12 protein-coding genes and 2 pseudogenes are annotated in these 13545 nt (G+C 33.2%); 6 read left to right on the top strand and 8 right to left on the bottom strand.

Annotated elements, in window-relative coordinates:
- Positions 1–49 precede the first annotated feature (49 nt).
- The 4 genes from BSO02S_RS01645 to BSO02S_RS01630 all read right to left on the bottom strand — a co-directional run bounded on the left by BSO02S_RS01645 (position 50) and on the right by BSO02S_RS01630 (position 7127).
- Entirely contained in the window at positions 50–3046 is a 2997-nt protein-coding gene (locus tag BSO02S_RS01645) for a type I restriction endonuclease subunit R (protein ID WP_066061420.1), read from the bottom strand.
- Entirely contained in the window at positions 3043–4389 is a 1347-nt protein-coding gene (locus tag BSO02S_RS01640) for a restriction endonuclease subunit S (protein ID WP_066061417.1), read from the bottom strand. Before BSO02S_RS01640 ends, BSO02S_RS01645 begins: the two co-directional genes overlap by 4 nt.
- Positions 4389–6425: a type I restriction-modification system subunit M gene (locus BSO02S_RS01635; RefSeq protein WP_066061414.1), complete on the bottom strand. Its 2037-nt coding sequence runs from the start codon at positions 6423–6425 to the stop codon at positions 4389–4391. The genes BSO02S_RS01640 and BSO02S_RS01635 overlap by 1 nt, the downstream gene beginning before the upstream one ends.
- A gap of 138 nt (positions 6426–6563) precedes the next feature.
- A complete protein-coding gene (locus BSO02S_RS01630; RefSeq protein ID WP_066061413.1) occupies positions 6564–7127 on the bottom strand; it encodes a recombinase family protein in 564 nt (187 codons plus the stop codon).
- A gap of 540 nt (positions 7128–7667) precedes the next feature.
- On the opposite strand from BSO02S_RS01630, the gene BSO02S_RS01625 reads away from it, so the two are divergent.
- Complete coding sequence (locus BSO02S_RS01625; RefSeq protein WP_066061410.1) at positions 7668–8075, top strand: hypothetical protein; 408 nt, start codon at positions 7668–7670, stop codon at positions 8073–8075.
- Positions 8076–8316: 241 nt separating this feature from the next.
- On the opposite strand, the gene BSO02S_RS01620 is transcribed toward BSO02S_RS01625, so the two are convergent.
- The 4 genes from BSO02S_RS01620 to BSO02S_RS01605 all read right to left on the bottom strand — a co-directional run bounded on the left by BSO02S_RS01620 (position 8317) and on the right by BSO02S_RS01605 (position 10668).
- Positions 8317–8739 carry a hypothetical protein gene (locus BSO02S_RS01620; protein WP_066061407.1) on the bottom strand — a complete coding sequence of 141 codons (423 nt, stop codon included), beginning with the start codon at positions 8737–8739 and terminating at the stop codon, positions 8317–8319.
- 69 nt (positions 8740–8808) lie between these two features.
- A complete protein-coding gene (locus BSO02S_RS01615) occupies positions 8809–9858 on the bottom strand; it encodes a DUF1835 domain-containing protein (protein WP_235846839.1) in 1050 nt (349 codons plus the stop codon).
- A gap of 48 nt (positions 9859–9906) precedes the next feature.
- A complete protein-coding gene (locus tag BSO02S_RS01610; RefSeq protein WP_066061404.1) occupies positions 9907–10293 on the bottom strand; it encodes a hypothetical protein in 387 nt (128 codons plus the stop codon).
- Positions 10294–10311: 18 nt separating this feature from the next.
- The gene (locus tag BSO02S_RS01605; RefSeq protein WP_066061401.1) at positions 10312–10668 is read right to left on the bottom strand and encodes a hypothetical protein; all 357 of its coding nucleotides are present in this window, start codon (positions 10666–10668) and stop codon (positions 10312–10314) included.
- Between the two features lie 255 nt (positions 10669–10923).
- On the opposite strand from BSO02S_RS01605, the gene BSO02S_RS01600 reads away from it, so the two are divergent.
- The 5 genes and pseudogenes from BSO02S_RS01600 to BSO02S_RS01580 all read left to right on the top strand — a co-directional run bounded on the left by BSO02S_RS01600 (position 10924) and on the right by BSO02S_RS01580 (position 13541).
- Entirely contained in the window at positions 10924–11682 is a 759-nt protein-coding gene (locus tag BSO02S_RS01600) for a hypothetical protein (RefSeq protein WP_066061398.1), read from the top strand.
- 16 nt (positions 11683–11698) lie between these two features.
- Positions 11699–12187: pseudogene (locus BSO02S_RS28405) on the top strand (YoqH family protein); the annotation flags it as partial.
- A 51-nt stretch (positions 12188–12238) separates the two neighbouring features.
- Positions 12239–12580 (top strand): annotated as a pseudogene (locus BSO02S_RS28400) (DUF3888 domain-containing protein); the annotation flags it as partial.
- A 5-nt stretch (positions 12581–12585) separates the two neighbouring features.
- Positions 12586–13047 carry a hypothetical protein gene (locus tag BSO02S_RS01585; protein ID WP_066061395.1) on the top strand — a complete coding sequence of 154 codons (462 nt, stop codon included), beginning with the start codon at positions 12586–12588 and terminating at the stop codon, positions 13045–13047.
- 32 nt (positions 13048–13079) lie between these two features.
- Positions 13080–13541 carry a hypothetical protein gene (locus BSO02S_RS01580; protein ID WP_066061392.1) on the top strand — a complete coding sequence of 154 codons (462 nt, stop codon included), beginning with the start codon at positions 13080–13082 and terminating at the stop codon, positions 13539–13541.
- Positions 13542–13545 lie beyond the last annotated feature (4 nt).

Below are 13545 nucleotides of genomic sequence, written 5' to 3'. Positions count from 1 at the left end.
ACAACAAAACGCCTAAAGGAGCAAAAATAGGCGTTTTGTTTTTTCAAGATTAATTTACATGATCGGGGTCAGGGTCGTTATCACTTGATTTTAATACGTTAAAAACATGTTCACCCATATATTCTTCTAACTGTGTTCGGAAAATATCATCTTCAAGTACCTTGCCAAAAAACCCTTGGTTTTTTTCAAATCCTTCAACAACGTAATCCATAAACCTTTTTCTAAAGCCTAAAATGAAATCATCATACGGATTGTTTTTCGCTTGGGTCCGAAGTGTTTCATCACTAGAAGCAATATCGACAATTTGTTGGATGTTTAACTTTTCATGCTCACCAAACTCTGTGCCGTTCTTCGAGTTTAACCTCTCCAAAATAGCAGTTAAAGGGTCTGTTGGCGGTTCTTCTCCACTGCGACCACCACCGATTGTAATGGAAACAGAATACTCTTCACTATCTTCACCCAGCGAGATGTCTTTTTTACCCTTGTCTTTTATCGTGTAATATTCCAGCACTACTTTATCATCTAAATCAATATTTCCTGTTCCTTTTATAGAAATTTTCTTTAAAAGATAGCGAAGATACACAAACAATTTGTGAAGATCAACGTCTTTAAATGGTGTAATTTGAAGTATAAACATATAAATGCTGTTAAATTTTTTTGCTTTGCTAACAAAATCGCGTTGTTCTTCATCGGTTAAACGTTTGAAACGATCCGCAGCAGAATCGATGTAGTTATTCGATAACTCTGTATCTCGCTTTGTTTTTTTGTCTTTATAAATGATATCAACAAATTTTTGAACATCATCCTCATGTAACACCATATAACTTTCAATTTCTTGTTGAATGCTATAAAGCTCATTTGGTTCGATATCGCCTTTTAAAACAGTATCCTCATAATATGGTTCGAAAGCTTTTCGAATATCATCTGGGTCATTTACAAAGTCTAAAATGAATGTATCTTCTTTGTCGGGATGTGTCCGGTTAAGCCTTGATAAAGTTTGAACAGCTTTAAGTCCAGATAATTTTTTATCTACAAACATCGTGTGAAGCTTTGGCTGGTCGAATCCAGTTTGGTATTTTTCAGCTACAAGTAAAACCTGATATTCATCGCTATCAAACTTTTTAGGCAGTTGCTTTTCAGAGAATTTGTTCATGCCAGGCTCTGTATATTCCTCACCCTTATCTTTCACCGTACCAGAGAATGCAACAAGCGCTTTCATGTCTTTGTAACCTTTTTTCTTAATATAAGCATCAAATGCCAACTTGTATCTTACAGCATGTAAACGGGAAGCTGTAACAACCATTGCTTTAGCTTGTCCGTTTATTTTTTTACTTGTAACTTTTCGAAAGTGTTCAATTATGATTTCTGTTTTTTGTTCGATGTTATGCGGGTGCAAACTTACGAATCGTGAAATAGCTTTTGTAGCCTTTGCACTTTCAAATTCAGGATCATCTTCTATTTTTTTTGCAACTTTATAATAGGTTTTATATGAGACATAATTTTTTAGAATATCAATGATAAATCCCTCTTGAATCGCTTGTTTCATGCTGTATAAATGGAACGGATGCGGCTTTCCTTCAGCATCCTCAGTTCCAAACATTTTTAACGTACTACCTTTTGGGGTAGCCGTGAAAGCAAAGAAGCTAATATTAGACTGTTTACCTACACGATTAATTTCATCAAGTATTTTTTCATCAGCATCAATTTGATTTTCTTCTGCTTCTTCATCAAGCTTCTGGGCTTCTTCAAGAGTTAGTGTTGTCGTTAGCGCTGCCATGTTCTTACCGCTTGTTGAAGAGTGTGCTTCATCAATTATTATGGCATAATTCTTATCTTTTAAAGTACCTAGCTTATCTAATATGTATGGGAATTTCTGAATAGTTGTAATGATAATTTTGATACCTTTATTTAATGAATCAGCAAGTTGCGATGAATCTTCCTCGATTTTTACTACCATACCTGCTTTATGTTCTAATTGATAAACAGCTTTTTGTAATTGTTTATCCAAGACTTTTCTGTCTGTAACGACAATAACACCTTCAAAAACCGACTCGTTAAAATCATTATGCAAAGTTGCAAGACGATGCGATAACCATGAAATTGAGTTTGTTTTTCCACTTCCGGCACTGTGCTGAATCAAATAAGATTGCCCCGGTCCAAATGTTGTTGCATGATTTAAAACTTTTTGGACAGCATCTCGTTGATGATAACGTGGAAATATCAATGTTTCTTTTGTAATGATATTCCCTTCATCATCTTCTTCTTCATCCACTTTTAAATAAACGAATTTAAAAAGGATTTCAAGTATGCTATCGCGAGACAAAACGTCTTCCCATACATAATGGGTTTTTAGTTTACCTTCAACGGAAGGATTGCCTTTTCCACCGTTAAATCCTTTATTAAATGGAAGAAAGAATGTTTTTGTACCGTTTAACTTAGTTGCCATAAATACATCATTTGTATCCATAGCAAAACAAGCAATAACACGTTGTTTAAAACGGAATAAAAGGTCTTTACCGCTTCGTTCATGCATCCATTGATATTTTGCATCATCTACATTTTGACCTGTAAACTCATTTTTTAACTCGAATGCTAGAACCGGCAAACCGTTTAAGAAAATGACAAGATCAATTCGTTCACCTTCTTTATGGACCAATTCCTCTGTGACAGAGAGACGATTTTTATTATAAAGGGCTATTAAATCATGATTTAGGGTTGTAGGTGGTTTAAAATATGCTAAATCAATTTGTACACCGTAATCTTTAATACCTTTACGAAGGACGTCAACGATGCCACGTCGTTTTAATTCAGTATCTAATCGAAAAAGAATTTTTTGTTTGTATTGCCCTTTATAAATTTCTTTAAGTTTGGCTAATGGTTTTTCCTGGGTTTCTTCGAGGAAAGCAAATAACTGAGTTTCATCAAATGCATATTGACGACTATAATCCTGATTTGTTCCCTCCAAATAACCATTTACAGTGGTCAAATATTCTTTGACCACTGTTTGAAATGCACGTTCCTTTAATATATCTGGCGTTAAGATCATAATTTCACCTCCATATTTTGTTTTTTGTAATTTCGAACATCAATTTTGCCTGTAATAGCTTCGTAAATAATGGATTGACGATACTTTTTTAAAATCTCTATCTGTTCATTTATTTTTAATACAGTTTCATCGATTTCATGAGTGGTTCTATCGAGATAATTAGCAATTTCTATTTGTTCCTCTTTTGGTGGGAAAACAATTTTAAAATTCTTCACCAAAGATAAATTGGTTCTAAGTCTGGTTGACCCAGTTGAGTACGATTCAGCATTAATTCTAAAATATCTTGCATTGATTGAATAAATAATGAATTTTTTATCTACAATTTTTTCGTTTGCTAAAAATTTAATGCAATCGGAAGAAATTAAATATTTATCATAATCATAATTAACAATGGCTGCCCTTGCGACTGGCATCATTTTTGTTATAACAATATCCCCTGGAAACGTATTACTTCTCTTTAAACTATCTGCTTTTTCCTCAGAAGTAAATTTAGTATTTTTGTTTATATGGACTCCGTCTCCTAAATTATTTAGCTGAATAATAGGAACGCCATATTCCGTGTAATGTTCTGTTTTTAAATCTGACCCAAATGGACCATCAACAAAACTATCACTTTTATTAATTGCTAAATATTTAAGTCTTACTAAATCCCAATGTTCAGGAATTTTTCCAATCCATTTCATACCGCTATCCTTCGCTTTTGTGCTTGGATTTAACCCACGTAATACGGTTTCATTGATAAGAGACTGACGGTATTTCTTTAGAGTATCAACTTGTTTTTGTTTGTTGTTTACAATAAAATCTATTTTTGATAATTCGTTATCAAGAAAATCAGAAATATTTATTTGTTCATTTTTTGGTGGTAAAAAAAGTAACATATTTCCGAATAACTGATAAGATATAGGCTTTCCATCCCTTAGACTTAAAACAAGAGATGAAATATAGTTAATGAAAGTTTCACAATAAAATAAATATTTAAAGAATGATGGAGAATCTTCACAATTTCTCAATTCAAAAACTGAATAAGCAGGGCTAACTATTCCCCTTATTTTAGACATTTCAAAACCACTTTGAAAACTTCTCAAATGAATAACAAATTGATAAGGATATACTAATTTAAAATTTTGTAAATCTTTAAAAGCCATTACTACACCAGATTCAACATCTTTTCTTGGCACCAGTCCCTTCCCTTTCATCACGGAAAGTAATTCTTCATTTGGATGATTTTTAATGCTAAGTTCTTTAAAAATATATTTAGCCCTTTTTGTCACCCAATGTTTCGGGATCTTGCCAATCCACTCAACACCGCTGTCTTTATATAACTCATATGTCTTGTAGCTCATTATATAAGCACCTTCTTTAACATCTCTTGAATGCTATCATCTAAATTTTGAATTTGCTGCTTCAAAACAGAAGAACCTTCAAGCTGTTCATACTGATAAAAAAAGCGTGTAATCGGTATTTCATAACCGATTTTAGTTTTACTTTCGTCTATCCAAGGTTCTTGCGCATACGGAAGAACCTCTCTTTCGAAGTATTCATAGATGCTGTCTTTCAGTGGCACAATTTCAGTTTCACGAAGCATAGGATCAGCCTCAATTTTACCTTTGGTATCTTGGCATACGTCAGCAGTTTCGTCACGTTCTGATAAACCCATATATATACTCTTTAAGAGTGATACCTTTACTTCCGGTACATTTTTGAATATTAGTTTTAACACTTTTAAAAATTCGTCACGATTTTTATATAATTTTTCTGATGTATTATCATTTAATATAGAAATTATCTTTTCTTGAAGTTCTTTTCCTTCTTCTAAAATTGCTAGTTTTTTTATATCAGTTGGTTTTTTTTCTTTTTTATTATTTAGCTCTAAATAAGTTCCTTCATCAAATAATTTACCAAAGGTGGATTCATAATATAGGCTTTCAATACGTTCTACTGAGATTTTAAAATTTAATTTAAGTGGTCTATCTACTGTAATTTTTCTGTACCCGAAATCAACACCGTCGAAAATTTTACAATATTCATTTTCTTTAAATTCACCATATAGACGTGTTATTTCAGCTATTTGCATTTCTGTAATTTCATTACGTTTGTTTCCCATACTTCTAGGCATCTTTACAAAAAAACTTGAAGCGTCAATTATTTGAACTTTGCCTTTACGAATAGCACCACTTTTTAGATTATCATTTTTTCTATTTGATAGAATCCAAATATATGTAGAAATACCTGTGTTGTAAAATAATTGATCAGGTAATGCTATGATACCTTCTAACAAATCTTCTTCGATTAACCAGCGGCGTATTTCACTTTCTCCACTACCGGCATCACCAGTAAAAAGTGGGGACCCATTTAAAATAATTGCCATCCTACTTCCTTTTTCATCTTGTTTCATTTTTGATACCATATGTTGCAAAAATAAAAGTGAACCGTCTGATGTACGTGGGAGACCTGCTCCATAACGTCCATCAGTTCCTTTATCATCGTGTTCTGCTATTATGGATTCACCATAATGTTTCCAATCCACACCAAACGGAGGATTCATAAGTGCATAACGAACTTGTAACCCTTTGTGTCCATCCGAATCCGTTAAAGAATTACCAAATGCAATATGACCAGCATTTTGTCCTTTAATTAATAAATCGGCGCATGCAATAGCATAGGATTTCGGATTAATTTCTTGCCCAAAAACTTCAACTTGTGTGTTAGGATTTAACTCTTGGATGAAACGAGTTGCCTCTGATAACATACCGCCAGTCCCACAGGCGAAATCCCCTATCTGAACAATTTTACCTTCTTGCATTAATTCAGATTGATCCTCGTTTAAAATAAGGTTGACCATTAATTGAATAACTTCGCGTGGAGTATAATGATCGCCTGCTTCAGCATTTTCAGAAAAACGACGGATAAATTCTTCGAATATGTATCCCATTTGCATATTCGAAACACGCTTCACACTTAGATCAATGTTAGAAAACATTTGAATTACACTATATAAAAGATTATGTTCGTCCATTTTTGAAATTTGCTTATCGAATTCAAAACGCTCAAATATAATACGAACGTTTGACGAATATCCTTGAATATAGTTGCGTAAGTTTGCCGCTATATTATCAGGATCTTGTAATAGTGTTTGAAAATCAAATTTACTAATATTATTGAAATCGTATCCAGTAATTTTATTTAATATTGCGTCATGTTTTACTGTGTTAGCCCTTTCTAAAACCTTTTCTTTTGTGGGTTGTAATAAACAGTCAAATCTTCTTAAAACAGCTAGTGGCAAAACCACATCTTGATACTCTTCTTTTTTATATGGACCGCGTAGGATTTCAGCATTTTTCCAAATAAAATTGACAAATTCATTATTATTAATTTCCATAATTTAGAATCACCTCTATTGAGACTTTTGATATATTTTTATTATTTTCCTTTTTATTTTAACCCAACTAAAGTAACGTTTCATTATATTTATAAAATGAAAGAACAAATACCGACATGTAAAAATAAATAAATCGTCCTAATTGGCAGGACGATTTTTTAAATAATCATAAAATGTGGTTCGGCTGATACCGAATTTTTCTGTAATTTCTTTTACTGAATAACGTTTTGATTCGTATAAAGTAAAGGCATCTTTCAATATTTCTTTATCAACAGCTGGTCGACCCAGTTTAATACCATTTTTCTTTTTGGCAGCCAATTGTTCTTTTGTGCGTTCTGATATAATGTCGCGCTCAAGTTCAGCAATCGATCCCATCATACGGAAAAAGAATTTCCCCATAGCGGTCGATGTATCGATTTTTTCATGAATGGAAATAAATTCAATCCCACGGTTTTGAAATTCCTCCACGAGTTCCTCTAAATGTTTTAAGCTGCGACTGATGCGATCGAGCTTGAAAACAACAATTTCATCCCCTTCACGGGCGTATTCAAGCAATCGTTTTAACTCAGGACGATCTTTTTTCATTCCTGATACATGTTCTTTGAATATATTATCCTCTTTCACACCAGCAGCTTTTAGTGCTTCAATTTGCATGAGCATGTCTTGAAAAGCAGTAGAACATCTGCAATATCCCAACTTCATTTTTCCCTCCAATTCTGTTCGAAAAAGGGTAAATATATTTTTTTACGGACAATATATTTTTCGTACCCTTTTTCGAACACTTTTAATATGAAATTAGCTCAAAAAATACCAATTTAAATTGGTTGAAAATAAATCAATTAAACGGTCGTTTTTTGAACACCGCTATTATGGTACAAGTTTTAACTTTTAATACCTTTTGGTAAATACATGTTGCTTACACCTAATACAAAAGAAAGGGAAAGAGCTCTTAAAAATAAATTATTAAGCAGGGTGTTTAAGAGGAGGGGGAAGGTTTGATATCTGGTTTTTTATTTATATTTAAGATATGTTTATCGTTATTTTTTGGTTGCGGTCTTACTGTGATTGTTTCATATCTATTTACTGGTTTCTCAGAAGACAAAATTAAGAGAATATTTATCTTATCAAATATCCTTTCTATTATTTATGTGATTTTAATTTAAAAGAAAATTTTTTATTTACACGGTGTCCAAGTTATTTAATAATAAAAGTTGGAAATATAGGAAAAAAGGGGAAATAAGGATGAAGAAATTTTTTTTAGTAGGATTAGGAATTGTATTACTTGCGATTGGTTTGGTAATACAAAACCCGAAAGTAATTCTTGATATTGCGTTTTTTAGTTTAGCATTTTCATTATTTAGGCTATCGAAAAGATTAATTAGAGTAAATAAAAGCCTTAACAAAAGGATTCTTCTTGTTTGCTGGTGGGTAATTTTGATTGTTACAGTATTTTTTATGGCATTGTTTGCTGCAGATATATTTTTCTTGAAATTTGCTATCTATAAATACTTAACTGACGATGGCAATCTTGTTATTGGAATGCCTTTTATAGCTTTAGCCTTTGTCATTTTACAAATTGCTCTCGATGAAAGTTTAAAAAATACATCAAATCAGCCTACTCCTGGAAACCATCAAGACCATCAAGCATAATGAGGAATAAACCCTCTCATTTTTCAATCAACGAGTTCGATTTTGAAGTACAAAGTTCGAATTAAAGGCTAAAATCACAGCGAAATTAGCATTTGAATAAACAAACGAATTAACACAATAATCGACATAAAAAAATGCTCAGGGTATAAAAAACTCTGAGCATTTTTTTATATATCGACTTATTCTCAAAACATACTTCAATTAATTTCGATAAGCAAGCATCTCTTTATGATATTAAGAATTAAATTTCCTCCCGATATATTTCTGATTTTATTGGCTTTATATTCAAAGGTATTTTAAACTCCTGAAGGTTTTCAATATTATTGAAAAAATCATTTATATCATCATAATCCATTGACCATTCTGATACCTCTAATTTTCTTAACTCAACTGTTGGTTTAAATAAAAATTCACAGTGAAGCTGTTCCATATTAGAATATTCGTCTTCATCATATACAGTAAACTGACGTACAAAATCAAAATGAAAAAATTCCTCTCCAGTAAAATCATAAACACCACATTGAAATAGTATTTCTTTATCTTCTTCCCCTTCAACTGGTTCTTTACAAAAATCCTTAAAAGTTTCCCAAACTTTTTTTATATCATTGGCATCTTCACCGATCTTATCTTTAAGGTAACTTTCGGCATTTCTAACGTTAATCATACCAACACCTCCGATATTATTATGTAATCATTTTTATTAAACTACAGAAACTTTCGATATCCTCACCCATTACTGTTTTAATCTAATACTATAAAGTCTCATAGCTTCAAGACTACCTTCTGCCTCAAATACCCCTGCTTCTATCATTTTTTTAAGGCGATATTCCAAGAAAGAATCCCCTACAAATTGGTCTAAATGCCCCAATACTTCACCGATTAATCTTGCAGATTTTATGAATACTTTTGTCTTTGTTTTTCCATGCAATCTTTTTGCTGCCTTAACAATAAATTCATCTAAATAATCTTCCGAAACACAATGGATTCTCCCGTTTCTCCATAATCTTAAATTATCTTGATTGTCCGCAAGGTATTGCCATTCTTTTTGCACCTCCTCTATATCATGGTCTGTAAAGTTTTCACCCTTCCCTTGCTCATATATTAATTGCAATTTTTCTGGTATGATTTCACCTGAATGCAAAACAGTATATTTTACTTTTCTTTTCTGAAAAAGTTCATTGTATTCTTTAGTCGTGTTAATAACAGAAATGCTATTGTTTCTATCCTTCAATAAATGCAAAACAAACCGCAATCCTGTCTGTTCATGAGCGCTTTCGGAAGTCCATATTGTAATTGGTACACTTTCTGGAATAGATTTTATTTGATTTAATGCCTTTTGAAAATATTCCTTATATTCATCAAATTCACTATTTTCATTAGTGTGGATTTTTTCCATCCAATCAAACCTAGCTTGTTGTCCAATTTCATCATGCAAATGCCAAATCGGACCCACAGAAAACATCTCCCAAAATGAAATAACCTTTTCTTCATTTAGGAGACCTAAATTTTTAAGGACATTCTTAAATGTCCCAGCAGCAGATAGACTAAAGAGAATATGAATCATTTTAAATGGTCCTTCTTCCTTCTTTTCAGCCTTTTCATTGGTTAAAATCATTTTGTAAACCTTTCTTATATCTTTTACAAATTTTTCTTCAGAAAAACCCCAATCATCCTTCTCATTTAAGAAATAGACTTTTTTTAAAATATGTAAAAGAAAAAGCTTCGCTTCGCCTTCAGGTAACTCTTTAATTACCTTATTTAATTTTTCAAATTCTATTTCCATCTCTCGCAAACCTTCCAAACTCCCCTTTTAATCACATTTTTTTATATCCTATTTGCTTATATAATGAATCTTTATGCCATTCACCTTTTTATCCATTTCGTAATTTTCCGAAGTTTTATCATAAATCACGTTCAGGTTCTTATCGTTTAGCCATTCAACGGAAAATTCTTTATCGGTCCTAAATGTGTTACCTGATTCATTTTGAAATTTTTCACCTTTATTTAAAATGGATAGTTGTGGAGAAAGTCCCGTTGTAGCACCGCAATTTCTTTCGAAGATATAAGCTACATTTTCACCATTAGGAGAAAGAACTTTTTGTTTAATGTCATTTCCGCACATATCCCCAAATAATGTATCCAGTGCATACTTACCGGCAAAATACACAGCAATTATAACGATTATAGTGATTAAAATGGGTTTTAACTTATTCCTCATGAAATTCTCCCACCTTTATTAGCCCCAGCCAAAATCCAGCTTTCCTTCATTCATCTTGCTTTCATTCCATTCCAAAATTCCTTCGCCTTCTTCAATGCCTTGCTCTTCCATTTCCTTTTTGTAAAATTGGATGAGCTTTTCTCGTTTATCTTCTTGCGGTAATTCTACAATCAGTGCTGTGGCGTAAGGACCGCCCTCCTCCTCAATTCGTTCCGGTTCATCCAGGATACCAATCACATTGACCTTTAGAGCACCAAGCTCGTAAAGCTTTTCAACAAATTTGATGGCATTAGCGGTTTCGCCGAAGCGATCACTTGCTAAAGCTGATGGATTTTTGTTAGTGGTTAGCCATTCCAGGGCTTCAAATGTTTTCACCCATTTCACTTCTTCGGTATACTTATTCCGATTTTACTATATGTATAATTTCCCCGTGACTCCAAATAATAATTCATTTAATGATTTATAATCCTTTTATCAATAAACAACAAATTTATTAATGATAAGTCAGGAGATACTAATATAAGAACACCAGAAGTTGTCTCCGTTTTTGCCCACTCGATGAAATAGGTTATTAACGAATACATGCTGTAGTTTACTAAAAGACTGAACAACCAGAGGTGTATTTTGATCATGAAAAAGATTATTATTTTTATCCTGATGTTTACAGGTTTTTTCGCACAGATACCATCAACTAAGGCAATATCCCCCTTAGTAACACATGACATCAATTTTATTAAAATAAACCGCTCCTCTGGAGGATCACGCGTATTTAAAGAAACTGATGGTTATGAAGAAGTCGTCATCAATAAAGTTGTGAATTGGATTAATGCAACAAGTTCTGTAAAAGAAACAACTAAGCCAGAAAATCACAAAACACCAATCGCTGTTTTAAAAATACAAATGAAAAATGGTGATGTTTTAATTATCCAACCTGCTTATAACTGTATCACTGAAAAACAAACAAAAAAATGCTTGCTAGCCGATGGTGAGGTGATTTTGACTCGGAATCATAAAAATATTCGATTAAAATCCATTGAACTATTTGATTGGCTCCTGGTTGGTTGGAAAAATGAAAGTGTGGGAGCCTCTAAGGAAGAATTGCTTGATGAAACCTTATATCAACGGTACTTCAACTATATCGACAAATCGTACCCTGATTTTTTTATGTGCCCCAATATAGATAAAATCGAAAGAATAAACGGTGATGGAAGAAGACATGTCATTCACATGAGTGCGTTAAATTTTTCAGGGCATCATGCAGGACCGCTTCATAGAATTCATATCACGTTGACGGATACACCTGAAAATGGCGTAAAAATTAATAACATTACAATCCAAAAAAATATCTCCGGAAAAGAAGGACGCATTCAGTGTAGACGGGAGAACTGAATTTAGGAGTGGTTTTATGTTGAAATTTTCAACCGCATTGCTATTGCTAATTTTCCCTTATATAGGTGTTGCTCATGCTCAAACAAGCAAAGGAGTATCATATCCATGCAGCGTGGTTCTTCATCCGGTTAAAGGTACTCCTAACGCTCAAGGAACTGCTTTAATTACAAAAGTTAAAAAGCCTTATACTTCTTCACCATCAAGCCCAATTAGAGAACGTCAAAGTGTGGGCATTTATTCAGATTGGCTTCCGAAGCCTTCATCATTCGGACATTATGATCAATACGAAGGATTCGCCCAAATACCTGGCGAAATCAGTTGGCGATTTAAGATGTATCCTGTTAAAGAACATAACCCAAGCTGGTTTGGTGGAAACCCATGGGTAGGTAAGTTTGATGAGATATCTGCAAAAATTCCTAAAAATGCAATTGTCGAGGTTCGACCCTCCAACTCAAAAACAGAGAAATTGGGTCCTGCTATTTTACAAGCCAACTTACATGGATGTAAATCTGATCTCAGGAAAAACACTGCAAAATCAGCGCTCGCTAATGTCAATAAACCAACTCAAGACTCTGAAGAACTAAGGCTGCAGGATATGCTCATGAACATGCTGACACCTTATATTGAAAAAGATTTGCGTAGCTATTATTATCCAAATATTTATAAGGATTTTTCACCTATTGTCGCTCCATGGAAAATAGAAGTGATGCAAACAAGAAGAGTAGATCACTTCCGCGGCTTTTTATTGGAAATTACATTTGATATTGAGCCGACCGATGGTGGGCATTGGGTTCCAATAGGGAAGGACCGAATGACATACCGAATTTCCGTTGGACCAGAGGTAAAACTAATAAACCACACGCACTTAGCAACATATCCGTATAATCCAAAGGAGTAAGCGCCATGAAGAAAGTATGGATATGTTTTTTCTTAATTTCTGTAACCAGTCTTACAGGTTTTGTTAAGAAAGACCAAGATAAATGCCTTCATTGTAAAGAATGCTATGATACCGCTTGGGATGACGGTTATTGGACGGGTTATGGCACAGGAGCTGTAAATGAAAGGTATCGAATCACAAGAAGCCTGATTCAAATCGGAAAAACGGATGAAGAGCTTGTTCGCATGATACCAACAAGTTATGTGGAATTAAAAGACGTAAGAGAACAACTCAAGCTCTATCATGGTTATTTCGAGTTTGAAATGTCAAGATACGAGCAAGCAAGAACACTCCTAAAAAAAGGAAAAACTAACGAAGAAATTGTGAAAAAAACAAACCTAAGCTTCTACGAACTAGAACTGGTGAAACAACAACTCAAGCAAAATAATGGAATGTTTTTATGGGAATTGCATGGAGGACAAAGTTAGAGAATAAAGATTCCAATATAGGAGTGAACCTCATGAAAAAAATTTTATTAATGTTAGCAATAGCACTCTTCTTTGTTGGTAGCAGTGCTTCTGCAGAAGTTGCAGGTGAAGGTAAAGTAGTAGAAATAAAAGACAAAACAACAAAAACATTTATGTACCAAATACTATCGAGACCATACATACACCATATTGCATCAAATTTTTACCATAAAAAATACAATGCAAAGTCAATTGGATGGGGAGAAGTTAAATCAGAAAATATTCGTATCTGGATACAAGAAGCTAAACCTGCTCAAGGTGAGGCTAGCTATACCCACATTGTAAAAATATATATACCGTACGAGAAAATTGTTATTAACGATAAAAAGGAAATAAACACAGCTGATACGTATGTTTTTGCAATCGATGGAGATATGTTTTCACTTTGTTCCGAATCAGGAAAAACGGAAAATCAGGTTAAATTACTAAAACACCATCATAAGGAACAACGCTAAGAAA

This window comes from Neobacillus soli NBRC 102451 (genome assembly GCF_001591665.1).
In the GTDB taxonomy this organism is placed as follows: Bacteria; Bacillota; Bacilli; order Bacillales; family Cytobacillaceae; genus Neobacillus; species Neobacillus soli.
Note: the sequence above shows the minus strand (reverse complement) of the source record. Positions and strands in the feature narration are given on the sequence as shown.

Bases quoted from the DNA above. Each gene is read 5' to 3' on its own strand.
- BSO02S_RS01615 (WP_235846839.1), bottom strand. From the start codon at position 9,858: ATGGAAATAGAATTTGAAAAATTAAATAAGGTAATTAAAGAGTTACCT.
- BSO02S_RS01620 (WP_066061407.1), bottom strand. From the start codon at position 8,739: ATGATTAACGTTAGAAATGCCGAAAGTTACCTTAAAGATAAGATCGGT.
- BSO02S_RS01630 (WP_066061413.1), bottom strand. From the start codon at position 7,127: ATGAAGTTGGGATATTGCAGATGTTCTACTGCTTTTCAAGACATGCTC.
- BSO02S_RS01645 (WP_066061420.1), bottom strand. From the start codon at position 3,046: ATGATCTTAACGCCAGATATATTAAAGGAACGTGCATTTCAAACAGTG.
- BSO02S_RS01610 (WP_066061404.1), bottom strand. From the start codon at position 10,293: ATGAGGAATAAGTTAAAACCCATTTTAATCACTATAATCGTTATAATT.
- BSO02S_RS01640 (WP_066061417.1), bottom strand. From the start codon at position 4,389: ATGAGCTACAAGACATATGAGTTATATAAAGACAGCGGTGTTGAGTGG.
- BSO02S_RS01635 (WP_066061414.1), bottom strand. From the start codon at position 6,425: ATGGAAATTAATAATAATGAATTTGTCAATTTTATTTGGAAAAATGCT.
- BSO02S_RS01625 (WP_066061410.1), top strand. From the start codon at position 7,668: ATGAAGAAATTTTTTTTAGTAGGATTAGGAATTGTATTACTTGCGATT.
- BSO02S_RS01585 (WP_066061395.1), top strand. From the start codon at position 12,586: ATGAAGAAAGTATGGATATGTTTTTTCTTAATTTCTGTAACCAGTCTT.
- BSO02S_RS01580 (WP_066061392.1), top strand. From the start codon at position 13,080: ATGAAAAAAATTTTATTAATGTTAGCAATAGCACTCTTCTTTGTTGGT.
- BSO02S_RS01600 (WP_066061398.1), top strand. From the start codon at position 10,924: ATGAAAAAGATTATTATTTTTATCCTGATGTTTACAGGTTTTTTCGCA.